The 22,543-nt window shown below is 63.0% G+C and carries 22 protein-coding genes; 14 read left to right on the plus strand and 8 right to left on the minus strand.

What is annotated here, in order from left to right; translation table 11 throughout:
- The first annotated feature begins 18 nt into the window (after positions 1 to 18).
- The 6 genes from CHB65_RS12635 to CHB65_RS12660 are packed head-to-tail and all read left to right on the plus strand — an operon-like array spanning position 19 to position 5,898.
- On the plus strand, positions 19 to 912 hold the full coding sequence (locus tag CHB65_RS12635) for a branched-chain amino acid ABC transporter permease (protein ID WP_089385435.1): 894 nt from the start codon (positions 19 to 21) through the stop codon (positions 910 to 912).
- Positions 909 to 2,003, plus strand: coding sequence for a branched-chain amino acid ABC transporter permease (locus CHB65_RS12640; protein ID WP_089385436.1), 1,095 nt, complete (start codon positions 909 to 911; stop codon positions 2,001 to 2,003). Before CHB65_RS12635 ends, CHB65_RS12640 begins: the two co-directional genes overlap by 4 nt.
- Positions 2,000 to 2,767 carry an ABC transporter ATP-binding protein gene (locus CHB65_RS12645; RefSeq protein ID WP_089385437.1) on the plus strand — a complete coding sequence of 256 codons (768 nt, stop codon included), beginning with the start codon at positions 2,000 to 2,002 and terminating at the stop codon, positions 2,765 to 2,767. The genes CHB65_RS12640 and CHB65_RS12645 overlap by 4 nt, the downstream gene beginning before the upstream one ends.
- Positions 2,764 to 3,477 carry an ABC transporter ATP-binding protein gene (locus tag CHB65_RS12650; RefSeq protein ID WP_089385438.1) on the plus strand — a complete coding sequence of 238 codons (714 nt, stop codon included), beginning with the start codon at positions 2,764 to 2,766 and terminating at the stop codon, positions 3,475 to 3,477. The genes CHB65_RS12645 and CHB65_RS12650 overlap by 4 nt, the downstream gene beginning before the upstream one ends.
- On the plus strand, positions 3,470 to 5,110 hold the full coding sequence (locus CHB65_RS12655; RefSeq protein ID WP_089385476.1) for a long-chain fatty acid--CoA ligase: 1,641 nt from the start codon (positions 3,470 to 3,472) through the stop codon (positions 5,108 to 5,110). The genes CHB65_RS12650 and CHB65_RS12655 overlap by 8 nt, the downstream gene beginning before the upstream one ends.
- Positions 5,107 to 5,898, plus strand: coding sequence for an SDR family NAD(P)-dependent oxidoreductase (locus CHB65_RS12660; protein ID WP_089385439.1), 792 nt, complete (start codon positions 5,107 to 5,109; stop codon positions 5,896 to 5,898). The genes CHB65_RS12655 and CHB65_RS12660 overlap by 4 nt, the downstream gene beginning before the upstream one ends.
- 51 nt (positions 5,899 to 5,949) lie before the next feature.
- Here the strand turns inward: CHB65_RS12660 and CHB65_RS12665 are convergent, their stop codons facing one another.
- Positions 5,950 to 7,017: a phosphotransferase family protein gene (locus CHB65_RS12665; protein ID WP_089385440.1), complete on the minus strand. Its 1,068-nt coding sequence runs from the start codon at positions 7,015 to 7,017 to the stop codon at positions 5,950 to 5,952.
- Between the two features lie 170 nt (positions 7,018 to 7,187).
- Between CHB65_RS12665 and CHB65_RS12670 the strand changes: the two genes are divergently transcribed.
- Positions 7,188 to 8,408 carry an acyl-CoA dehydrogenase family protein gene (locus tag CHB65_RS12670; RefSeq protein WP_089385441.1) on the plus strand — a complete coding sequence of 407 codons (1,221 nt, stop codon included), beginning with the start codon at positions 7,188 to 7,190 and terminating at the stop codon, positions 8,406 to 8,408.
- Between the two features lie 132 nt (positions 8,409 to 8,540).
- Here CHB65_RS12670 and CHB65_RS12675 read toward each other — a convergent pair whose 3' ends face one another.
- Positions 8,541 to 9,785 (minus strand): RNA-guided endonuclease InsQ/TnpB family protein, encoded by a 1,245-nt coding sequence (locus tag CHB65_RS12675; protein ID WP_089385442.1) that lies wholly within the window; start codon positions 9,783 to 9,785, stop codon positions 8,541 to 8,543.
- A 163-nt stretch (positions 9,786 to 9,948) separates the two neighbouring features.
- Positions 9,949 to 10,476 carry a winged helix-turn-helix domain-containing protein gene (locus CHB65_RS12680; RefSeq protein ID WP_089385443.1) on the minus strand — a complete coding sequence of 176 codons (528 nt, stop codon included), beginning with the start codon at positions 10,474 to 10,476 and terminating at the stop codon, positions 9,949 to 9,951.
- 178 nt (positions 10,477 to 10,654) lie between these two features.
- Here CHB65_RS12680 and CHB65_RS12685 point away from each other — a divergent pair, with 178 nt between their 5' ends.
- Positions 10,655 to 11,581, plus strand: coding sequence for a PspA/IM30 family protein (locus CHB65_RS12685; RefSeq protein WP_089385444.1), 927 nt, complete (start codon positions 10,655 to 10,657; stop codon positions 11,579 to 11,581).
- A gap of 814 nt (positions 11,582 to 12,395) precedes the next feature.
- Here the strand turns inward: CHB65_RS12685 and CHB65_RS12690 are convergent.
- Positions 12,396 to 12,860, minus strand: a complete 465-nt coding sequence (locus CHB65_RS12690) for a DUF7124 domain-containing protein (RefSeq protein ID WP_089385445.1) — start codon at positions 12,858 to 12,860, stop codon at positions 12,396 to 12,398.
- Between the two features lie 251 nt (positions 12,861 to 13,111).
- On the opposite strand from CHB65_RS12690, the gene CHB65_RS12695 reads away from it, so the two are divergent.
- Together CHB65_RS12695 and CHB65_RS12700 are read left to right on the plus strand one after the other, a co-directional pair.
- Positions 13,112 to 14,596, plus strand: coding sequence for an NAD(P)/FAD-dependent oxidoreductase (locus CHB65_RS12695; RefSeq protein ID WP_218818946.1), 1,485 nt, complete (start codon positions 13,112 to 13,114; stop codon positions 14,594 to 14,596).
- 104 nt (positions 14,597 to 14,700) lie between these two features.
- Complete coding sequence (locus tag CHB65_RS12700) at positions 14,701 to 15,618, plus strand: DUF4382 domain-containing protein (protein ID WP_089385447.1); 918 nt, start codon at positions 14,701 to 14,703, stop codon at positions 15,616 to 15,618.
- Between the two features lie 40 nt (positions 15,619 to 15,658).
- On the opposite strand, the gene CHB65_RS12705 is transcribed toward CHB65_RS12700, so the two are convergent.
- From CHB65_RS12705 to CHB65_RS17475, 4 genes are all read right to left on the minus strand, one after another.
- The gene (locus tag CHB65_RS12705; protein ID WP_089385448.1) at positions 15,659 to 16,702 is read right to left on the minus strand and encodes a dipeptide epimerase; all 1,044 of its coding nucleotides are present in this window, start codon (positions 16,700 to 16,702) and stop codon (positions 15,659 to 15,661) included.
- The gene (locus CHB65_RS12710) at positions 16,699 to 17,778 is read right to left on the minus strand and encodes a DUF1611 domain-containing protein (protein WP_089385449.1); all 1,080 of its coding nucleotides are present in this window, start codon (positions 17,776 to 17,778) and stop codon (positions 16,699 to 16,701) included. Before CHB65_RS12710 ends, CHB65_RS12705 begins: the two co-directional genes overlap by 4 nt.
- A 128-nt stretch (positions 17,779 to 17,906) precedes the next feature.
- Complete coding sequence (locus CHB65_RS12715; protein ID WP_089385450.1) at positions 17,907 to 18,218, minus strand: DUF5785 family protein; 312 nt, start codon at positions 18,216 to 18,218, stop codon at positions 17,907 to 17,909.
- A 142-nt stretch (positions 18,219 to 18,360) separates the two neighbouring features.
- Complete coding sequence (locus CHB65_RS17475; protein ID WP_179213659.1) at positions 18,361 to 18,501, minus strand: hypothetical protein; 141 nt, start codon at positions 18,499 to 18,501, stop codon at positions 18,361 to 18,363.
- Positions 18,502 to 18,628: 127 nt separating this feature from the next.
- On the opposite strand from CHB65_RS17475, the gene CHB65_RS12720 reads away from it, so the two are divergent.
- The 4 genes from CHB65_RS12720 to CHB65_RS12735 all read left to right on the plus strand — a co-directional run bounded on the left by CHB65_RS12720 (position 18,629) and on the right by CHB65_RS12735 (position 22,499).
- On the plus strand, positions 18,629 to 19,420 hold the full coding sequence (locus CHB65_RS12720) for a VOC family protein (RefSeq protein ID WP_089385451.1): 792 nt from the start codon (positions 18,629 to 18,631) through the stop codon (positions 19,418 to 19,420).
- A gap of 117 nt (positions 19,421 to 19,537) precedes the next feature.
- Positions 19,538 to 20,461, plus strand: a complete 924-nt coding sequence (locus CHB65_RS12725; RefSeq protein ID WP_089385452.1) for a manganese-dependent inorganic pyrophosphatase — start codon at positions 19,538 to 19,540, stop codon at positions 20,459 to 20,461.
- 161 nt (positions 20,462 to 20,622) lie between these two features.
- The gene (locus CHB65_RS12730; protein ID WP_089385453.1) at positions 20,623 to 21,681 is read left to right on the plus strand and encodes an amidohydrolase family protein; all 1,059 of its coding nucleotides are present in this window, start codon (positions 20,623 to 20,625) and stop codon (positions 21,679 to 21,681) included.
- The gene (locus CHB65_RS12735) at positions 21,681 to 22,499 is read left to right on the plus strand and encodes an iron-sulfur cluster assembly protein (RefSeq protein WP_089385454.1); all 819 of its coding nucleotides are present in this window, start codon (positions 21,681 to 21,683) and stop codon (positions 22,497 to 22,499) included. Before CHB65_RS12730 ends, CHB65_RS12735 begins: the two co-directional genes overlap by 1 nt.
- Positions 22,500 to 22,543: the final 44 nt, after the last annotated feature.

The raw sequence follows: 22,543 nt of genomic DNA on the forward strand, positions 1-22,543 counted from the left end.
CGACGTTTACCCCTTCTCATGAACTTCACAACGCTCGTTCCGTTGATCGGTATCGGCGACATCGTCGTCGGATTGAGCCTCGGGAGTCGGCTGTTTCTGATCGCCGTCGGCCTCAGCCTCATTTTCGGCGTGCTCGGCGTGCTCAACTTTGCACACGGCGCGTTGTATATGCTCGGGGCCTACTTCGCGTTGGCGGTGACGACCAGCGTGGTCGACAACTTCTGGCTCGCCGTCGTGATCGGCGCACTGGCGGTCGGTGTCGTCGGCGCGCTCATCGAGGTCGCGACGATCCGCCCGTTGTATGAACGCGCCGAGGGTGAACTCGATCAGCTTATCGTCACGTTCGGGTTCGTCCTCATCATCCACGAACTGGTCCGTTTCATCTGGGGATCACAGCCGTACTCGATGGACACGCCCGCACTGTTCGACTTCTCCGTGACCGTCGGGGCGAGCACCTTCAGCGCCTACCGCATCCTGGTGATCGGTCTGGCGGCGCTGGTGATGCTCAGCCTCTGGCTGTTCATCACGCGCACGTATTTCGGCTCGTTGGTCCGTGGAACCTCCTCGGATCGTGAGATGGCGTCGATGCTCGGCGTCGACGTCCCGCGCCTGTACACGGGCGTATTCTTCCTCGGCAGCGTGCTTGCGGGTCTCGGCGGTGCGCTGTCGGCCCCGCTCCAGTCGACGAGTCCCGCGCTCGGCGATCAGGTTATCATCGACGCGTTCATCATCGTCGTCATCGGTGGACTCGGTTCGATGACCGGCGCGTTCGTCGGCGCGATGATCATCGGCCTGTTACAGAGCATCGGTCCACAGTTCATCGCTGCGGGCCATATCGCGATCCCGTTCCTCGCGATGGTACTGGTACTGCTGTTCCGACCGGAAGGGCTGTTCGGGGGGATCGGCGAATGAGTGGCGACGAGGACGGAACGAGGACCGGACTCGCCGCGTTCGGAAGCGCCGCGGTCACCGATGGGTGGACCCGCGAGCGGATCAGCCTGCTCGTGGCCATTGGCCTCGTCGCGATGGCGTTCGCGCCGAGCTTTCAGGTGTATCTGTTCACGGAGTTCCTCATCATCGCACTGTTCGCGTTGGGGTTCAACCTGCTGTACGGCTACACCGGGCTGCTCTCCTTCGGCCACGGGCTGTTCTTCGCCGGCGGGTCATACGGGGTAGCCATCGTGTTACGCGACCTCGGGCCGGTGATCGCCGATGTGGTCGGAAGCGGCATCGCGCCGGTGGTGACGTTCGCGCTCGCGATGGTGATCGCGGTGATGATCGTCGTCGTCGTGGCGATCCCGGTCGGCTGGCTGAGCGTCCGGCTCGAGGAGATCTATTTCGCGCTGATAACCCTCGCGTTCGGCATGCTCGGGTTCTCGTTTATCCTGCAGAATCCAGGCGGGATCACCAACGGGACGGACGGGATCCTCGTCCTCCTCGGTTCGGTGGAGATCGGTGGCATGGACGTGCGTCTCGGCGATCGGCAACTCTACTATTTCCTCACGCTCGGGATCGTCGCGAGCGCGACGTACACCATCTGGCGGATCGTCAACTCCCCGTTCGGTGCGGTGTGTAAAGCGATCCGGGAGAGCCCGGATCGGGCCGCCGCGCTCGGCATTGACGTCACCCATCATCGATGGATGACGTTCATCCTCTCCGCGCTGTTCGTGGGGATCGCTGGAGCCCTGATGGCGGGACTGGCGAGCGTGGCCTCGCCGTATCACGCCCACTGGACGAACAGCGCGACCGCCGTCGTCGCGACGGTCATCGGCGGGGCGACGTTCTTCGCCGGACCGATCGTCGGCGCGTTCATCTACCTGTACGTGCGATGGGGGATCAGTCGCTTCCCCGCCCTCGAGGCCCACTGGGAGCTGTTCTTCGGTGCGCTCCTCATCGCCGTCGTGCTCTACTTCAAGATCGGTGCGGTGGGCGGGCTACTGCTGCTGCGTGAGCGGCTGTTCGGTGCCGAGACATCCACCGATGGTGGAGGTGAGACCGAATGACGACCGTACTCGAGACCGAAGAACTGCGCAAGCAGTTCGGCGAACTCGTCGCGGTCGATGGCGTCTCGCTCGCCATCGACGACGCGGACATCACGAGCATCATCGGGCCCAACGGGGCCGGAAAGACGACGTTTTACAACCTGCTGACTGGAGTCTTGAAACCGACCGCCGGAACGGTCCGGCTCAAAGGCGACGACGGGCTGGTCGACGTCACGGGCGCCCCGCCGCACGAGGTCGCCAAGGCCGGCCTCTCACGGTCATATCAAATAACAAATATATTTGAGGGGTTAACCGTCCGTGAAAACGTTCGGATCGCCCGGATCAGTCGGGACGGAAGTCGGATGGATTTCCTCTCCCGAGCGGACAGCGACCCTGACATGGAAGCGGACGTCGGTGAGATCTTAACGCTCACTGGGCTGACTGACATCGCCGAAACCCCGTGTGATCAACTCAGCCACGGACAGAAGCGCACGGTGGAGATCGCCCTCGCGCTCGCCATCGATCCGAACGTCTTCCTGATGGACGAGCCCACCGCGGGAATGAACCCGACGGAGACGACGGAGATCGTCTCGCTCATCCGGGAGCTAAACGAGGAGATCGACGCGACGTTCGTCGTGACCGAACACGACATGGACGTGGTGCGGGATATCTCGGATCGGATCGTCGTCCTCGCGGACGGGGCGGTGCTCGCCGACGGGACACCAACGGAGGTACTGAACGACGAACGCGTAACCGAGGCGTACCTCGGAAGTGAGGGACAATGAGCGTACTCACCGTCGAAGACATCCAGACGTACTACGGGAACAGCCACGTACTGCATGGCGTGTCACTCGAGATAGAGGCCGGCGAGGTCGTTACCCTGTTGGGCCGAAACGGTGCCGGGAAAACTACGACGATGCGTTCCATCGTCGGGGCGACGCCACCACGGTCCGGCAGCATCACCTATGCGGGCGAGGAGATCACCGATCTGACGCCCGATGAAATAAACGCCCGTGGTCTGTCGCTCGTGCCGGAGGACAGACGGGTGTTTCCGACGCTGTCGGTCCAGGAGAACCTCGTGCTCGCACACAACCTCGCACGTGACCCCCGGCCGGTCGAGGAGATGTACGAACTGTTCCCCGCCCTGGATCCGCTCCGATCGAACAACGGCCGAAACCTCAGCGGCGGCGAACAACAGATGGTGGCGGTCGCTCGCGCGCTGGTTCAACGGCCCGACGTGCTGTTGATGGACGAGCCGACGGAGGGGCTCGCGCCGGTGATCGTGGACGACCTTCGTGAGATCGTCCGAACGGTCGTCGACGAGGACGTGACGGTCCTGCTCACCGAACAGAACGTCGACTTCGCGTTCGACCTCGCCGAACGGGGATACATCATCGACACCGGCGAGATCGTCTTTGACGGGACCGTCGAGGAGATCCAGGAACGCGATGATCTACTGGAGACGTACCTTTCCGTCGGTGGGGTCGATGCCTGAGGAGCTGACGCTGCGGCCGTTTTTCTGGCGGGCCACCCGGCTGTTTCCCGAACAGGTGGTCGTTTCCCGGACACACGAGGGTCAAACCGAGTACACATACGCCGACTTTGGCGATCGGGTACGCCGACTGGCAGGCGCGTTGGAGGCGCTCGGCGTCGGTCACGGCGACCGCGTGGGCACGCTCGGCTGGAACACCCATCGCCATTTCGAGGCATACTACGCGGTGCCGCTCATCGGCGCACAGCTCCATACAGTGAACCTCCTGTTGCACGACGACCACGTCGCACACATCGTCGAGGACGCGGCCGACGACGTGCTGATCGTCGACCGGGACGCGGTGGACACGGTCGAGCGTCTGTGGGACCGGTTTGACGGCGTCGAAGCGGTCATCGTGATGGGCGAGACGGTCCCCGAAACGGAGCGCGACCTCCCGCTGTCGTCGTACGAGCAGCTCGTTGCCGACCACGAGCCGAAGGGATCGTGGCCGTCGCTGTCGGAGGACGATCCGGCGGGAATGTGTTACACCTCGGGGACGACGGGGAAGCCGAAGGGGGTCGAATATACCCACAAAATGATCTACGCGCATGCCATGATGGTGATGACGCCATCCGCGCTCAACATCGCCCAAGACGACGTGGTGATGCCGGTCGTACCGATGTTTCACGTGAACTCCTGGGAGTTCCCGTATGCGGTGACGATGGCCGGAGCGAAGCAGGTCTATCCGGGGCCATCGCCGGACCCGAGTGACCTCGTCGATCTCATCGAGGCGGAGAACGTCACGCTTACCGCCGGCGTACCGACGGTGTGGATCGACGTGTTGGACCATATCGACCGGGAGGGTGGAGACCTCTCCTCGCTCGACCGGATCGTCGTCGGCGGGAGTGCCGCGCCCAAAGAGGTGATGCGGCGCTATGCGGACGAACACGGCGTGACCATCGAGCACGCCTGGGGTATGACGGAGACGATGAGCATCGGCTCCGTCGCCCACCCGAAGGCATCCATTGACGCCGGGCGTGAGGAGACGCTGAACGTCCGGGTAAAACAGGGCCTACTGTCGCCGGGACTGGAGATGCGCGTCGTGGGCGACGACGGGGATCCGGTGCCGTGGGACGGGGAGGCGGTTGGCGAGCTTCTCGTCCGCGGGCCGACCGTCGTCGAACGGTATTATGATCGTCCCGAATCCAACCGCGCGGAGTTCGTTGAGGCCGAGGACGGCGGCGCTCGGTGGTTGCGAACCGGCGATATCGCCACCGTGGACGAGCGGGGATATATCGAGGTCGTCGACCGCGTGAAGGACGTGATCAAATCGGGCGGCGAGTGGATCTCGAGCATCGAGCTGGAGAACGCGCTGATGGCCCACGAGGACGTGGCCGAAGCCGTCGTGATCGCCGCCGAGCATGACCGGTGGCAGGAACGACCGCTGGCGTTCGTCGTCCCGAAGTCGGACGCGGAACTCGATGTGGAGTCGCTGAGACGCGCACTCGCCGAGGAGTTCCCACGATGGTGGCTCCCGGACGACGTTCGATTCCGCGAGTCGATCCCCAAAACGGCGACCGGCAAGTTCGACAAGAAGACGCTCAGGGAGGCCGTCGACGACCCGGAACTCCCGTACGCGCCGGGGGAGGATCGATGACCGACGAGACTGCCGTGGATACGGGGGCGGTGTGTCCCGACCTCTCCGGGCAGGTCGCCGTCGTCACCGGCGGCGGAAGGGGTATCGGTCGGGCGATAGCGCTCGGGATGGCCGCCGCCGGCGCCGACGTGGTCACGTCGGCGCGTACCGATGCCGAAGTGGAGGCGGTCGCCGACGAGGCCCGGACATACGGTGTCGACACACGGGGGATCACGGCGGACGTCACGGAGGATGAGGACGTCAAGACCCTGATCACCGAGACCGTCGACGTGTTCGGCGGCCTCGATATACTCGTCAACAACGCGGGCTTCAATCCGGGCGATGCGCTTGGCGAACCCGATGCCATCGAGTCAGGGGCCGTGGACGCGGTCCTCGACGTCAACCTGCGGGGGGCGTTCCGAACGACACGCGCGGCCGGCCCGTATTTGCGGAACGCGGAAGGTGCAGTGGTCAACGTCGCCAGCGTCGCCGGGCTCGTCGGTCTCCCACGACAGCACCCCTACGTCGCGTCGAAGCACGGACTCGTCGGGATGACCAAGAGCATGGCGATGGACTGGGCCCCGGAAGTGCGCGTTAACGCGGTTGCTCCGGGCTACGTCGCCACGAACCTGACCGAGCCGTTACAGCGGAACGAGGAACTGCGACGATCGATACTCGACCGGACGCCGCTGGATCGATTCGCCGACCCCGTCGAGATCGCCGGGCCAGCGGTATTTCTCGCCAGCCGCGCGGCGAGTTTTATTACCGGGGAGACGGTCGCCGCCGACGGCGGATGGACGGCGCGGTGAACCGAGGGTCCGACGGCGCAGCGAGGTACCTCACCTGACGCGGACGCCCGGTCAGAGCCGATCGGTTTCGTCGTTCACGTAGGCAAGCGTCCGTTCGGCCAGCGCGGGGACCTGTGTCTCCATTTTCGGATACAGTGGATCGTCGCTATCGCCATGGAGGTGGCGCGCCAAGAACATCTCGCCGAGGGCCGCCATCTTGTATGCCGCAAGGGTACGATAGAAGCGTTCATGTTTGAACTCGCCACCCGTTCGCTCCTCATATCGCGCGATCAGCTCCGCACGTGTCGGATAGCCGTCCCGAGCGGTGAACGTCGCCATCAGGTCCGGCATCACCACGTCGGGGTCGCCCTCCTCATACCAGAACAGAAGGAGCCATCCGAGGTCCGCACGGGGGTCGCCGAGCGTCGATAGCTCCCAGTCGAAGACAGCGACCACCTCGGGGGCGGCACCGGGTCCATACATCACGTTATCGAGCTTGAAATCGCCGTGGACCAGCGTTTCGGGGTGGTCCTCGGGGACGTTGTCCGCGAGCCAGTCCCCCACGACGACCAGCTCCGGAACCTCGCGAACCCCCCACGTGGTCTCGAACGCCCATTCCAGCTGGTTCGTCCACCGCTCAACCTGCCGCCGCGTGTATCCCGATGGACGGCCGAAGTCATCGAGGCCGACGCCGGCGTAGTCGACGCCGTGTATCGCCGCCAGCGTGTCGATCAGCGCCTCACCAACTCGCTCGCGTGCGTGCGGGTTCGCGAACCGCTCGGGTTCCTCGTCCCGCAACACGTCACCGAACTCACGCTCCATCAGATAGAACTCGCTGCCGATAACGCTGTGATCCGTGCATGCGTGGGCCGTCTCGGGCACCGGGACGGACGTGTCGGCGAGCGCGTCGACGACCCGATGCTCCCGCAGGACATCGTGTGCCGTCTCCGCGGTCTCGCCCGGCGGCGGGCGTCGCATGACGAGTTCACGGTCACCCCACGTGAGAAAGAGCGTCTCGTTGGAATGTCCCTGGGCGTGCCGCTCGAACGAGAACGTCTCGGCGGGGCCGAGCGCCTCGCTTAGGTATCCCTCCAGATCGTCCGCGTCGACGAGTCGATCGAGGTACGTCGAGTCGCTCACGGTCCCCTCGCTCCGACGCCGTAATCGGGTGAACGGTAATTCCTGTGTAGGGGATTTGATCCTAACATTGTTAAACACACCTGCGTGATTTTCCATTACCACGTCGGCTTATAGCTATTTCGGCGTCGTTTTAGCACAAAGTCTATTTACATTGCTAAAGAAGTAGTGGCATGGAGTACTCCGATGTTGGACGCGGTCCGGAGGTGGCCGAATCGGTTCGGGAGTTCGTCACCGACGTGGTGCTGCCGGTAGAGCGAGAGTGGCTCGGACGCGGGCCGGTTTCGGGGGCGGTGATCGCGGACCTTCGGGACGCCGCCCGCGACCGAGGGATCTACGCACCGCAAGTGTCAGCGGAGTACGGCGGGCTTGGCCTCGGCTTTCGCGAGATGCTCCCCGTCTTCGAGGAGGCGGGGCGAAGCCTATTGGGCCCGATGGCCCTCCGCTGTGCGGCGCCGGACGAGGGGAACATGCACACGCTCGAGATCGCCGCCACGGAGGCGCAAAAGGAGCGGTGGCTCCGGCCCCTCGCCGCCGGCGAGATCGACTCCGGGTTCGCGATGACGGAGCCGCTGCAGGGGGGTGGATCGGACCCGAAGATGCTCGCGACGACCGCCGAGAAGGACGGTGACGAATGGGTCATCGACGGTCACAAGTGGTGGACGACGGGCGGCAGCGAGGCCAGCGTCCTGTTGACGTTCGCACGGACCGACCGAGAGGCACATCCGTACGCCGGGTGTTCGGTCATTCTGGTCCCCACGGATGCCGACGGCGTCGAGATACGCCGTGACGTGCCGCACGTCGGTGAGCGGTTGACCGGTACGTCGCATGCGGAGATCCGGTTCGACTCCGTTCGGGTCCCGATCGAAAACACCCTCGGCGAGGAGAACGAGGGGTTCACCCTCGTACAGAAGCGACTCGGCCCGGCGCGACTCACCCACTGTATGCGATATGCCGGCATGGCCGACCGGGCGCTCGATATCGCCACGGCGTACCTGACCGAGCGTGAGGGGTTCGGTGAACCGCTCTCCGAAAAGCAGGGACCGCGGTTCCGGATCGCCGACCGCCGAACGGAGCTGCACGCCGCACGATGTATGGTTCGACATGCGGCTGCGCGCATCGCCGACGGCCACGAGGCACGGATCGAGGTGGCGATGGCGAAGACGTTCACCGCCAACGTCGTACAGGAGGCGATCGACGACGCGCTCCAGTTCTGCGGGGGGAACGGGATCGGTCGGGACCTCCCGCTCGGAAACTTCTACGAGAACGTCCGCCAGTTCCGTATCATCGACGGCGCCGACGAGGTCCATCGGCGGAGCATCGCGCGGGATGCTTTCGAGGAACCACCGATGGATGAGCTTTCGGCCGTCACCCGGTACGGGGCGTTTGAGTAAACTACCCCACCCTACTTCGCTCACCCCATACGGGGTTCGCTCGTTGAGGGGGTCGTCAGAAGCGGAACTTCTGACTGCTAACCAGAAATCTCTGATTTCTGGTGATGGGGCTTTGATGTGGACTCCCGGCAATCAGTCACCAGCAATACGCTGGTAACTCTCGCCGCTCAACATCCCACCAGTTATACGCACGTTTACTGGTGCGTCTCCGTTCCTCGAGTTGGGCGAGGAACGGAGGCTGTGTTTCCGCTTTCGGGCGTATCGCACTCCGATGTTCTTCGCTGCGTTATAATCCGCGTTGACCTCGTAACCGCACTTCTGGCACTCGAAGTGTTCTCCGTGGCGGTTGTCCTCATGTGTGAATCCACAGTCCGTCCGAGAACAGCGTTGGGACGTGTGGTTCGGCGCGACTTGTTCCACAGAGACGCCCTGCTCAGGCGCTTTGTAATCGACGTACTCGTACAGGCGTCGGAACGCCCAAATGTGGTGCCACTTCGCTTGTGGAAGCCGCTCACGGATGTCCGGTAACTCCTCAAACACGATCACGTCGCAGTCGTGTTCGACGGCTTCCTCGACGATCTCGTTGGCGACGGTGTGAAGGTACTGTTTCCGCCACGCTTCCTCGCGCTTCCCGAGGCGAAGCACCGCGTTGTGTGCGGCCTGCGTGCCGCGCTGTTGCATTTCACCACGTCGTTTCTCGAACTCGCGGCACCAATGGTCGTAGTCGTCTCCCTGCCAGAACGTGCCAGTCGAAGCCACTGCGAGACTGTTAACGCCGAGGTCGATACCGAGGACTGTTTGGTGCCCGGCATCTGCCGAAACCTCGAACTCGTCGTCATCATACTTCTGGGTCGTAATGTGGAAGTAGAACTCGTCGGTCGCCTTGTCGTATTGGAGTGTACTCGCCCGGAACTCATACTCGTCAGAGAGAACGTACTGTTCGTAGGGCGTCGGGCTGTCCGCCGGAAGTTCAAAGTCGCACTCAACGCGCCCGTTGACGGTTGAGAGTGAAACTTTGTTCCGGTAGAACGTCGCACTTCGCTTGTCATAGAGCATACTCCACGACGTGAACTCCGGTTGGCTCACACGCTTGCCCTGTTTCCACCGTTCGACACACCCCTTCGTCGCTTGGACGGCGCGTCGGATGGCCTCTTGGACAAGATTCGCGGTGAGTTCGGTTTCTTCCCGCAGCTCCGCGTAGAGTGCGTCTCGTGCAGTTGAGTTCGCCGTGACGCAGTTCGTATAGGAATGATCGTCCCAACAGAACTCGGCAGCACGGTTTGCACAATAAAGGAACTGGCGAGCTGACTCGTGGAGGTCGTCGCGTCGCTCATCGGGAACGATGAGCTTGACCGGCGCGGTTCGACGCACCTCCATACTTCAGATTACAACACGGGGGTCCTTATAATCTCGGGAGTCGGGTAGCTACAGTCATGCGGTTTCATCATCGTTTGTCGGTTTCCTCTCCGACCTACTCGCTCGTTACACTCGCTCCTTGAGGTCGGAGGCTCCACCTTGAAGTATGCTGAACCGCATGCCGTTACTCCTCAGGCTCCTCGCGGAAGATCTCGAATAGCTCCGGGTCGGTCCCGAACTTGAGGACGTTCGTCACCACGGAGTTTCGGAGGTTGTTGACGAGCTCCCCGTGTTCCTTGTAGAACTCATGGATCCATTTCGACTCCTGCTCGCGGTCGCGAAACATCATTATCGTTTTCCACTGGTACTCCCCGTCCGAAAGGAAGTACATGAAGGTGTGTTTGTCATCCCGAATGTACTCCAGCCCATCGCGCCAGTGCTCCTCGAAGCCCTCGGGGTTGAACCTGAACTCGAACAGCGAAAAGAAGAGATACTCCTCGTTCGGAGCGATGGCCTCACGGAACACCTCTTTCTCACGCATCCGACGGATCGACTCGCTGACGGTCACGTGGGAGACGTCGATGTCGTACTGCGCCGCAAGGATGTCACGGAGTTCCCGCGAGGAGATCTGTGGGTCACGGGACAGCTCTTGAAGGATGATCGCATCTCGCTTCGAGAAGTTCCGATCGGGGAGGGGTTTCCGTTCGGTCATGACGAGTGGAGTGGGGGTAACACAAAGAGTGTTTGGGGTGCGGTTGTTCGGCCGTCGTTCCCGATTTCGATGTCAGGGGATCGGTCGTCCCTGACGCCGCTGGCAGGCAGCCCACAGGGTACGCGATGGGCGGGTGAAACCACATGAGGTTTTAACGGCTGGACCGTGTATGACGGGTATGGGAATCCTTTCGCGCGCCTCCTACGTCATCCGCTCGAAGCTGAACGCCCTCCTCAACCGGGCGGAGGATCCGACGGAGACGCTTGATTACTCGTACGAACAGATGCGTGATGAGCTCCAGGACGTCAAACAGGGGATCGCGGACCTCACGACCCAAAAGAAGCGACTGGAGATCCAGCGGCGAAAGCTGGAGGAGAACGTCGAAAAGCACAACCGGCAGGCCCGCGAGGCGGTACAGCAGGATCGCGACGACCTCGCGCGAAAGGCCCTCGAAAAGAAGAAGTCGAAGATGACGCAGATCGAGGAGCTGGAGGGGCAGATCGCCGAGTTGGAGAACACCCAAGAACAGCTCGTCGAGAAAAAGAACGAGCTCCAGAACCGCATCGAGGAGTTCCGGACGAAAAAGGAGACGATGAAAGCCCGGTACGAAGCCGCGGAGGCCTCCTCGCGTGTGAGCGAGGCGATGACGGGCGTCGGCGACGAGATGGAGGACGTCGGCCGGTCGATCGAGCGGGCGGAGGAACGGACCGAGGAGATGGAGGCACGCGCACAGGCGATGGACGAGTTGCAGGACTCCGGCGCGTTCGAGGACGCGCTCTCGGACAAGGACGACCTCGACCGCGAGCTCGAAAGCCTCTCTGCGAACAGCGAGGTGGAATCGGAGCTCGAGACGTTAAAGGGTGAACTCGGAAAGTCCGACGGCAACGCGGGGAACGGATCGGTCGAGGCGACCGATGAGGACGTTGATGCCGAACTCGATGACCTCGAAGCCGAACTCGACGACGCCGAGATCGAGGCCGAACTGGAGGAGTTGACCGACGAAACGGATGCCAACGGTGGATCCGGCGGGGATACCGACGTCGAAGCCGAGGTCGACGTCGAACTGGAGGAGTCGGAAGCCGACGCGGACGAACCGCGGAACTAGCCGGCGCGGCCGATCGAAGACGAGCCCGCGCAACCGACCGCCGGGGTCTCCGGACACGAACTGCTTGCGACCGGGAGCCTTCTTGATGGGTCGGTCGACCGGTACGGATACCGAATCCACGGTCCGGCTGTATCATGAAACTCGGTAACACAAAACATATTATGACGTTATATTCTCCGGAGTATAATATCACTATCTATCGTTAACTTTTAACCCAGGGCCGAAAACGGTCCAAGCGTGATGACAGTATCCGTACGCTCCCGACCTGAGACCCGACGGACGATCGAAGCGATATCCAGACGATCCACGAGACCACACACCATATGACGCCGCAAATCGAAGCTACGACGAACCGACCACCGACTGAGACATCGACGCGAAACCGACCGCCCAGTACCGGATCGAGGACGAAGCCCTCCTCGATCGGTATCGAGACTCCTGCGCGGTTCAACATGGACACTACGGCTACCAACCTGTTCTTCCGACCGGGATCGCCGTGTCGACTGCCGCTCGCCGACGACCGGCCCACAACTGACGGGAGGGGCCGATGAACGCGGTCCCGATGGCGGACACCGGTGACGGCCCAAAGCCGGATCCGACGACCTTCACCCGCCATGCGCGAGCCCGCGATGATCAGGATCGGAGCGAGCAGGGCCAGCAGACATCGAATCGAGCCGCCTCAACGCCCACCGAAATGAGCCGACCGATCGACCAACAGACGACGAGTTCGTCGTGAAAACGACCCGAGATGCCGCTCGGCTGACCACACGTCGTACCGTCGGCTGACCGGACCGCGTCCGTCATCGATGGAGCCTCAGCGAAGTCGGCCGCGAATCCACCGGCGAAGTCGGGCAAAGAGACCGTCATCGCCGTCATCGGCTCCGGTGGTCACGGACGGATCGCCGAGGTCCCATCCTGCCCGTTCGGCGGCCTCCTCGATGGGCCGATACTCCCAGCCGGCCTGTATGGCGACTCGACGATCGGCAGCGGTCGTGCCGACGAAGACGTGTCGTGGCGTATCTATCCCCTCATACAGGTCTTGGACGAGCCCCGCTTTGTCCCAACTCCGAAGCGCGTAGTCGTTGTCGATCCCGTGGGTTCGACAAAACGTGTGGACTTCGGCAGCGTCGTTGGCGACGACCCCGACGTAGCGGCTCCAGCGCCGTGCGTCCGTGACGGCCGCAGCCGGATCCGCAAGCGATCGCATGGCCCCGAGACTGAAAAGGAGCGTCAGTTTCCCGTCGCGGTCGGCAGCGGCCGCCTCATCGGTCAGTGCCATGCTCGGGGAATATTCGGCGACCGACTGCTAAAGGCTGTCCCTAGGTGTATGCGGACCCGGTGCATCCGAACCGATCCCAATTCCTTCCTACGCAACGATCACTATTGCTTCGTCCGCGACGATTACAGTTCACTCGTCCGAGACGAGCACGATTTCCTCGAATGAACCGTTCGCCACTCCCCCGCCATGAACGATGATCGCAAATGGTAGTACCCTTAAGCCCCGTATGGAAGTAAAGGCCGGATGTAATAATGAACGAAACGTACGATGTCGTCGTTGTCGGTGGCGGTATCGCCGGGTGCTTCGCGGCGGCGACGGCAGCGGCTAAGGGCGCGGACGTCGCGCAGTTGGAGCGAAAATCCCGCGAACGCGGTGGGTACATCGCGTGCGGCGACGCGATGAAGAGTCCACGTGATCCGAAGAACTACCCCGGGCCGATCGACATGGCGGCGATCGCCGAGGACCGATCGGTCTTCGTCAACGACGGCATCGACCGGATCGAGTGGTGGGATGAGGAACTCGACGTGCGGAAGTCGCTCCCGTATTCGAACGGGAGCAACGTCATCGATCGGTACGAGTTCGGTCAGCGACTGCTCGAAGAGACCGCCGAACTCGGCGTGACACAACACTACGACACGGTCGTGAACGGCGTGACGCGGAACGGTCGCGTCACCGGCGTCGAGGCGATGTGCGACGGGAAGCCGGTCCGATACGACTGCTCGGTGGTGATCGACGCGGCGGGCGCACAGTCGCTCCTCCAGGACATGGTCCCGTTCGACACGCTCGACACGCCGGGCGAGCCGACGTTCGAGGTTCCCCATTACACCCACTTCGGGTCGGCGTATCGCGAGATCATCGAGACCGAGAAGCCGGTAGCGTATCACGACGCCATCATCGGAAAGCCGTTGGAGGAGATGGGCTACATCTGGTATTTCCCCCGTTCGCCGACGCTGATCAACGTCGGGTTGGGGTTTCAGATGAACAAGCCGGCGATCCCGCTCGTCGACCGACTCCGTCGGGACATCGAGGACCGCCCCGAGTACCAAAACGCACGCGTCGTCGAGAAGTTCGGGACGGGGAACAAGATCGGGTCGTCGATCGCGCTCCGGCGGCCGCTGGACTCCATGGTCGCGCCCGGCTACCTCGCCGCCGGCGGCGCGGCGGCCACCACCCATCCGATCACGGGCAAGGGGATTCGCGGGGCGGCGTTCTCGGGGTATTCGGCCGGACGTGCGGCCGCGTTGGCGATCGAGGACGGGGACGTCTCGGAGGCCGGTCTGTGGGAGCACAACCGCTGGTTGTATCGTGACCATGGCGAGGCCGCGAAGCTGGCCGCGTGGGACGCCTATAACGTCGCGGCGAGCGCCATCGAGGTCAACGTGTTACGGGCGCTCACCGCCTTGCTTCCCGAGCAGGAGCTACGGGAGATCGTGGGCACGAAGCGGGAGGCCGACGGCTTCAGGAGCACCCTCTCGCTCGCCACCGGGGTCCTTCGAAACTTCGTCTCCGAGTCACGTGCCGGGACGTTCGAGACGCTCGGCGTGGGTCGATCCGAAGTGTATGAGTCCGTAATCGGGCTCAAAAAGACGCGCGATTACGTCGCCGAGTACGAGCAGCTGTACGAGGGGTACCCGAGCGATCCGAGCGACTTTGACGGCTGGCTCCGGGATCGTAACCACCTCGATGAGCGGTTCTACGATGCGTTGGAGCTGTCCTCGGCGGAACGGAAGTACTGAGCGCACAGAACACGGTAAGCACCACCCAATTCAGCCAAACTCGCGTTAATTCGGGTAGCGTATATTGCACTGTTAACCACGTAGCTGTGCTACCTTATTTTACGATGGTTGAACGACGGACGTTTATCAAGGGAGTCGGTGGTGCCGCCGCTGGAACAGCGATCGCAGGATGTCTGGACGACTCAGGGACGGCACCAACTGACGATGGTGCTGACGGGAGTGGAGAGGATACCGATGGCGAAGTAACGGAAACACGCTATGGGACGCTTTCGACAAGCGTGACTGACCAGCCGAACGACATCGGCGATTTCGAATCGCTGGTCGTGACGATTGATGGGGTCTGGATCAAACCAGCTGGCGGTTCGAACGACAACGATACCGACGAAGAGGAGAACGGAAACGGAGCAGACGCCGCCGCTGATGACTCCGGGAATGCAACCTCGACCGACGACGATGGAAACGAGAACGACGAAGATGGAGACGAGAACGACGACGATGGAGACGAGAACGACGACGATGGAAACGAGAACGAGGGCGAGGATGTAGATGAGGGTGAGGGACGGTACTACATCGAATTCGATGAACCACAACAGGCCGACCTCGTCGAGCTACAGGGGGACAACACACAGCTCATCGACGAGACGGAAGTCGAAGTCGGCGAGTATCAATTCCTACAGCTCGATGTAAGCGATACGGACGGGATCCTCGAAGCGGATGGTGAAGAGGCCGACGTAAACACGCCCGGAAACGCGCCCTTGCAGTTCCAGCAGGCCTTCGAGATCCGGGAAGACGAGCGAACACGATTCATCGCCGACTTCGCCCCACATCGACAGGGCCACGGTGGGTATCTTATTCGACCCGTTGCGAGCGGAACGCAAGTCCGCTACGGTGATGAGGAGTATGAGCCGGAAGACGACGCTGCTGACACGTCAGACGATGGTGACGACGGGGGCGCGGACAACGCCTCCACCGGAAACGGGTCGCAGTCTGACGACGATCATCCCGGACAGGGCAACAACTGACAGAGACGGTCCCGCTGTGCCAACGCGGTACCTCCGACGTCTATTCAACGGGACGTGCGCCCGTCCCCGTAAACTCAAGCTCGTCCAAGCGGATCCGCCCCCCCGAGAGGTCGACCCCGTCATACGGGTCGTCAGCGAGCAACAGCGATCCGTCGAGATCCGCATAATCGAGAAGCGGCGCGAGCGCCGCACCGGCGGCGATGGAGGCGTTTGATTCGATCATACAGCCCAACATGACCTCCAGACCGTGTGCGCGGGCGGCGGCGATCATCCGGCGTGCCTCCAGCAACCCGCCGGTCTTCATCAGTTTGAGGTTGGCGATGTCACACCGGTCGGCGATCGCGGGGATGTCAGCAAGCGTGATACAGGATTCGTCCGCCGCGATCGGCAGCCTGGAACGTTCATACGCGAACTTGAGGCCCGCCGGGTCCTCCGCGGGAACGGGCTGTTCGATGAACTCGACGCCGTAGTCGGCGAGCCACTCGCTGTTTCGAACCGTCTCGCGGGGCGTCCAGGCCTCGTTGGCGTCGATCCGCAGCGTCGCGTCGGGGGCGGCCTCCCGGACCGCCTCGACGAGTTCGCGGTCACGATCGGTGCCGAGTTTGATCTTCAGGATGGGGTAGCCCACCTCGGCGGCAGCTTCGGCTTTCTCCCTGACGCGTTCGGTCGTATCGAGCCCGACCGTATAGGAGGTATCCGGGGCCGTGGTCGGGTCGAGCCCCCACAGTCGATAGAGCGGGACGCCGAGCCGTTTCGCGGCCAAGTCGTGAACGGCGATGGAGACCGCACAGCGCGCCCCGGGGTTGTCGTTCACCACGCTCGCCATCCGGGATTCGACCTCGTGGATCGCGTGGGGGTCGCCGACCTCCTCGACGACCTCCAGCAGCGACGGGAGCACCGCCTCGACCGTGTCGGCGGTTTCGCCGTAATGAGCGGCGGGGCCCGCACCACCGACGCCCGTCATGCCGGCCTCGTCGGTCACGCGGACGATCACGTTCTCGGCGGTCGTCTGAGTACCCCTCGCGATGGTAAACGGTTCCGCGAGGTCGAGCGTGACGCGCTCGAACGTCGCATCGAGGCTCATCGCGTCGTTCCCCCAGCACCGAGCTCGCCGCCCAGTCCGTCCACGATCGCCTCGACGATCGCGTCGGCACCGTCGCGCACGGGGTCGGCCGCGGGGGCGCCGATGGTCTCGGCGTACTCCTCGATCGCCGCCACGGCATCCTCGTCGTCCGCGACGTTCCGTGTGTTCAACGCGCCCGCAACGACGGACGTCTCGTGGATCGGCGCAGCGAGGGTCTCATAGAGGCGGATGTACTCCGAAAGCGGCGGGAGATCGAACGACTCGTAGCCGTGGACGACCTCCCTCCCGGTCTCATGACAGAGCACGAGCCCGTCGGCCATCGCGCCGTGAAGGATGCCGCAGGTGACCGCCGAGTAGGCGGGGTGGACGATGCTTCCCTGCCCCTCGACGACGAGCAGGTCGTGGTCGTCGCCGACCTCGAGGATCATCTCCTCGACGGCCCCGGCGGTGAAATCCGAGATCACCCGGTCGATCGGGTTCCCCCATCCCTCGATCATGATCCCCGTCTGTCCCGTGGGAATGAACGCGGCGTCGATGCCGTGCGCCCGCGCGGCCTCGACGATCTCGTACGACGCGGTCATCTTGCCGACCGAGCAGTCGGTCCCGACGGTCAACACCACGTCGGCGTCGACGTCGGCCGACGCGCCGCCGGCGACGGTGAGATCCGCATGTGGCTCGCGGACGTCCCAGAGCTCCACGTCGTGTTCGGCGGCGAGCGTCGCGAACTCCTCGTCCTCGCTTAAAAAGTAGTGCAGTCCGCTCACGATGTCACAGCCCGCTTCGATCGCGTCGATGACGTCGCCACGCCATGAGTCCTCGAAGCCGCCGCCGATCGGCGCGATGCCGATATATAAGGCGGTGATGTCGCCATCGGCGGCCTCGTACGCCTCTTCGAACGAGGAGACGATCGGCGCGTCCTGGACGTCACCCACGTGATCGTTGACGCGCTCGCCGGCGCGGTCACGGTCGAGAACCGCTTTGACCTCCTGATCACCGTATCGCATGACGCCGAGGGCGGTCTTCGCACGGCCGGGGAACTTCTCATGTGCCAGAATGACGATCCGCTCGTGTTCCATGGGCGGTGGGTCACCCCGGCGTATCTTAAAAGGGACGGGGTCGGTGTGGGCTGCCGGATCCTCGTCGCCTTCGAGCGGACAGCCGTCTCGAGGGTCCGTCGCTCAGAGGAACAGGAACGTATCGACCTTCAGACGTCGACAAACGCCTCAGCGCCCTCGTATGGCCAGTAGCCGGCCGATCGCATGGCCCGACCGAGCTCCTGATGGAACGCGATGAAGTCCTCGAACTCCTCCTTTTCGACGTGTTCGAAGATGTCCTCGACGGAGACGACGGTCTCGTGATCGATCCGGATCGGGTGGTCACCGTAGTCCGCGACGTAGTCGGCCGCCGCAAGCGGGAAGTCCTCCCCCTCATCGAGCTTCTTCGCCAAGATAGCGTGGCCGTACTTGCGGCCGCCCTCGCTCCCCTGCTCACCGTCGGGGTCGTGTGGCCAATCCATACGCTCGGGTACGAAAGTCGGGGGGATAGTCGTTACGTTCCGGGAACGTGGACGAACCGACACGTTACCGTCGGATCGGTCTGCCTCGGGATGGATCCGGATCATTCAAAGCGTGACGGGCCCGGATCCGCCGACCCGGAACTCACGCGACCCCGGATCCACACGCGGGACAGATGGGTCGTGCGTCGGCAGCGGCGTCGTCCTCGACGGGCGCGACGCTGAGCTCACAGTCCGAACACCAGCGCCGCTTTGTGTCCGTCTCGCCGGGGGTGTCATAGGTCATTGGTTTGTCCTCGATGGTCGGCCCGTGGGTTGATTTGGAGGTCGCGTTCGAATCGGCGTTGCAACCGCTTAAAAACGATCCACGCTATCGCGTCCTTTAATAGGCGAGACGAACCATCACGATCCGTATGGACGGAACACTCGATCACACGATGATCCGCGTCGCCGACCTGGAGGAGTCGCTGGACTGGTACGGCACGCACCTCGACTACGAGGAGAAGGATCGCTACGAGGGCGACGGGTTCACCATCGTCTACATGGGCCCCGAGGAGATGCACGAGGAGGGGGCGCTGCTCGAACTGACCCATAACGAGGGCGGCGACGACCTCGAGATGGGTGACGCGTGGGGACACATCGCCGTTCGCGTCCCCGAGGACGAACTGCAGGAGTCGTATGACGAACTGATGGAGGGCGGGGTGGACGACTATCGCGATCCCGAATCCTGTGGCAACCGCTACGCGTTCGTGAAGGATCCGGACGGCCACGAGATCGAGATCGTCAAACGCGACTACGGCGAGAAGTGGAGCATCGACCACACGATGATCCGCGTCGAGGACGCCGACGAGGCGCTCGGCTTCTGGAACCGGAAGTTCGAGTACGAAGAGACCGGCCGCTGGGAGTCGGACACGTTCGCGAACTACTTCGTGAAGCCGCGAGGAGCCTCGAAGGAGGCCATGGCCGTCGAGTTGACCTACAACTACGACGGGCGCACCTACGACCTCGGCGACGCGTGGGGCCACCTCTGTGTCCGCGTCGATGACCTCCACGAGGATTGGGACCAGCTCATGGAACGCGAGGCTGAGGACTACCGCGACCCCGAGAGCTGTGACGACCTCTACGCGTTCACGAAGGACCCCGACGGTCACGAGATCGAACTGATCGAGCGCGACCCGGACGCCGAATCACTGTTCCCGTTCTAGATCGTCCGCGCGATCGATCGGTGCTACCGCCGTCTCGTTTTTGCGTCGCGTGTGTGATCCCCAGTGCTATTCGGGGCCAATCGGTGGACATACCACACCGCTGATCATGTATCGGGTATGACGAACCCACCGTATGTCATCGGCCATCAGCAGCCGGATACGGACACCATCTGCTCGGCGGTCGCGTACGCACGATTGAAACAGGCACAGGGAGCTGACGCGATCGCCGCACGGGCGGGCGACCCGAATCCCGAAACCCAGTTCGTCCTGGACCGCTGGAACGTAGAGCCGCCGGTGTATTTGGACGATGCATCCGGGGAACGGCTGATCCTCGTGGATCACAACGAGCACGGCCAAGCCGTAGACGGGAGCCGGGAGGCCGAGGTCATCGAAGTCATCGATCACCACCGCATCGGGGATATCCGAACGGGCGAGCCGATCCTCTTTATCAATCGACCGGTCGGCTCGACGGCGACCGTCATCACCGACCTCTATGACGACGCGGATGTCGAGATCCCACGCGACGTCGCCGGGTTACTGCTCAGCGGGCTGTTGAGCGACACGCTCGTCTTGCGGTCGCCCACGACGACCGAAACGGATCGGGTCGTAGCCGAACGGCTTGCCGAGTTGGCCAGGGTCGACTACGAGGAGTACGGCAAAGCATTGCTCGAACGGAAAGGTGCACTCGGTGAACGCGAACCGTCCGAGATCGTCCTCGGCGACTTCAAGGAATTCGAGTTCGGGTCGGCACACGTCGGTATCGGGCAGGTAGAGACGGTCACGCCGGAAACCGTACTGGACCAACAAACGGAGATCATCGAGGCGATGGAGGCGATCCGCACCGAACGCGGCTATACGGACCTCCTGTTGCTCGTCACGGACATTCTGGAGGAGGGCTCAACCCTGCTCATCCGTGGTGAACACAGCGACAGTATTGCCGAGGCGCTTTCGACGAGGGTGACCGATCACGTCGGCCCGCTCCCGGGTGTTGTCTCCCGAAAAAAGCAGGTGGTTCCGAACCTTTCGTCGGCGTTTGACTGATCGGGGACGAGGGAATCGCCCCTCCGATGCGTAAAAGAGGGGGATACACGCAGACGATCTGCGGCCGTACGCGACGATCAACCGGTCGATCTTGATTGCTGACAAAACTAAAGTGATAATTTATGATACTTATATGCGGGTGTAATCCATAATCATCTTTGATGTACCAGCATCAGGGAGAGGACGTGTTCGTCATCGACGGACACATCCACATGTGGGACGCGTCGGAGGAGAACATCAAACACCGCGGCGGTGAACAGTTCATCCAGTGTTTTTACGACTATCACACCGCGTTCACCCCCGAGGAGCGACAGCGGGGGATGGACGACTATCGGAAGTTCACGCCCGAAGACGTCAAACGTGACCTGTTTACGAACTACGTCGACATGGGCGTCTACCAGCCCACCCATCTCCACGAGTTCTATACTGAGGGCTTCAACACCGTCGACGACCTCGGCGAAACGCTTTATCAGGAATACCCGGACCGATTCGTGTTGAACGGTCGCTGGGACCCACGTGACGGCGAAGCCGGATTGAAGGAGTTGGAGCGACAAAAGGAGGAGTACGATATCAAGGGTGCGAAGGTGTACACCGCCGAGTGGAAGGGCGACTCGAAGGGCTGGCGGCTCGACAGCGACGAGGCGTTCGAGTTCCTCCAGAAGTGTGCGGATCTCGGCGTGAAGAACATCCACCCACACAAGGGCCCGACGATCCGCCCGCTGAACAAGGACGCCTTCGACGTCGCCGACGTCGACCTCGCGGCCTCCTCGTTCCCCGAGTTGAACTTCATCGTCGAGCACGTCGGGCTGCCACGGCTCGATGACTTCTGTTGGATCGCGACCCAGGAGCCGAACGTCTACGGCGGCATCGCCGTCGCCGCGCCGATGGCGCTCTCGCGTCCGAAGAAGTTCTCTGAAATCATGTGCGAGCTGCTCTACTGGCTCGGCGAGGACCAGCTCACCTTCGGCTCCGATTACGGTATCTGGGACCCAGATTGGGTGATCGAAGCCGTGATGGAGACGGAGCTGTCGGCCGACCAGCACGCGGAGTACGGCGTCGAGTTCGGCCTCGAAGCCAAAAAGAAGCTGATGGGCGAGAACATCGCCGAACTCTACGACATCGACATCGAGGAACGGAAAAAGGCGTTCCGGACCGACGCGATCAGCGAGGAGTTCGGACTGGGCGACAGCTACGACACGGCCGCGCCCGCCGACGACTGATGAGCCACACAGCCACCCCGAATCGTCCGGGGTCCGCAGGGCTCCACGAACGGATCCGTGCCCGGCTGGATCGGGTGACCGACCCCGAGTTGGACGAGTCGATCCTCGAACTCGGCTACGTCGACGCGATCGAGATCAACGAACGGACGGCGACGCTTCGATTCACGCTGCCGACCGCCTGGTGCTCGCCCGCGTTCGCCTGGATGATGGCCGTCGACGCGCGCGACGAACTCGAATCGCTCCCGGAGATCGATCAGGCCACCATCGAACTCAGGGATCACATGCACGAGCAGGAGATCAACGAGGGTGTCAACGACCGACTCCCCTTCGCGGACGCGTTTCCGGACGCCGACGGCGAGGTACGCTCGGTTCGTGCGACGCTCGATGACAAAGCCCGCCTCTCCCGACAGTACGTGGCCGTCGAGCGACTGCTTGCGGCCGGCCTCTCCGCCGAGCAGATCACGGCGCTCACACCGGCGGATCTCCGGTTCGATAGGGACGTCGATCCACGGATGGAGGGCGCGCGGGCGGCCATCGCGGTCGGCGACGGCGCGTTCTCCGTCTCGGTGCCGGCCCGACCGCTCCACCGATATCTCCGAAAGGCACGCGATGTCGGGTATGCGATCGAGGACGACGACCCGCTCTTTCTCACGCCGGAGGGCGAGCCGATAGCGACCGAGGAATTCGAACTCGTCCATCGTCGCGGTCGACTCGCGCGGACGAACGTGACGGGGCAAGGCGGCGTCTGTGAGGCGCTCAACGAGCAGCGACGCGAGAAGCTCGACCGCGACGGGCCCGTCATCCTCGAAGCGAATTGAAGACGACGACCGCCGCGGATCGACTTATATACCTGACGGCGGCC

The sequence above is a fragment of the Halorubrum vacuolatum genome (genome assembly GCF_900188065.1).
Taxonomy (GTDB): domain Archaea; phylum Halobacteriota; class Halobacteria; order Halobacteriales; family Haloferacaceae; genus Halorubrum; species Halorubrum vacuolatum.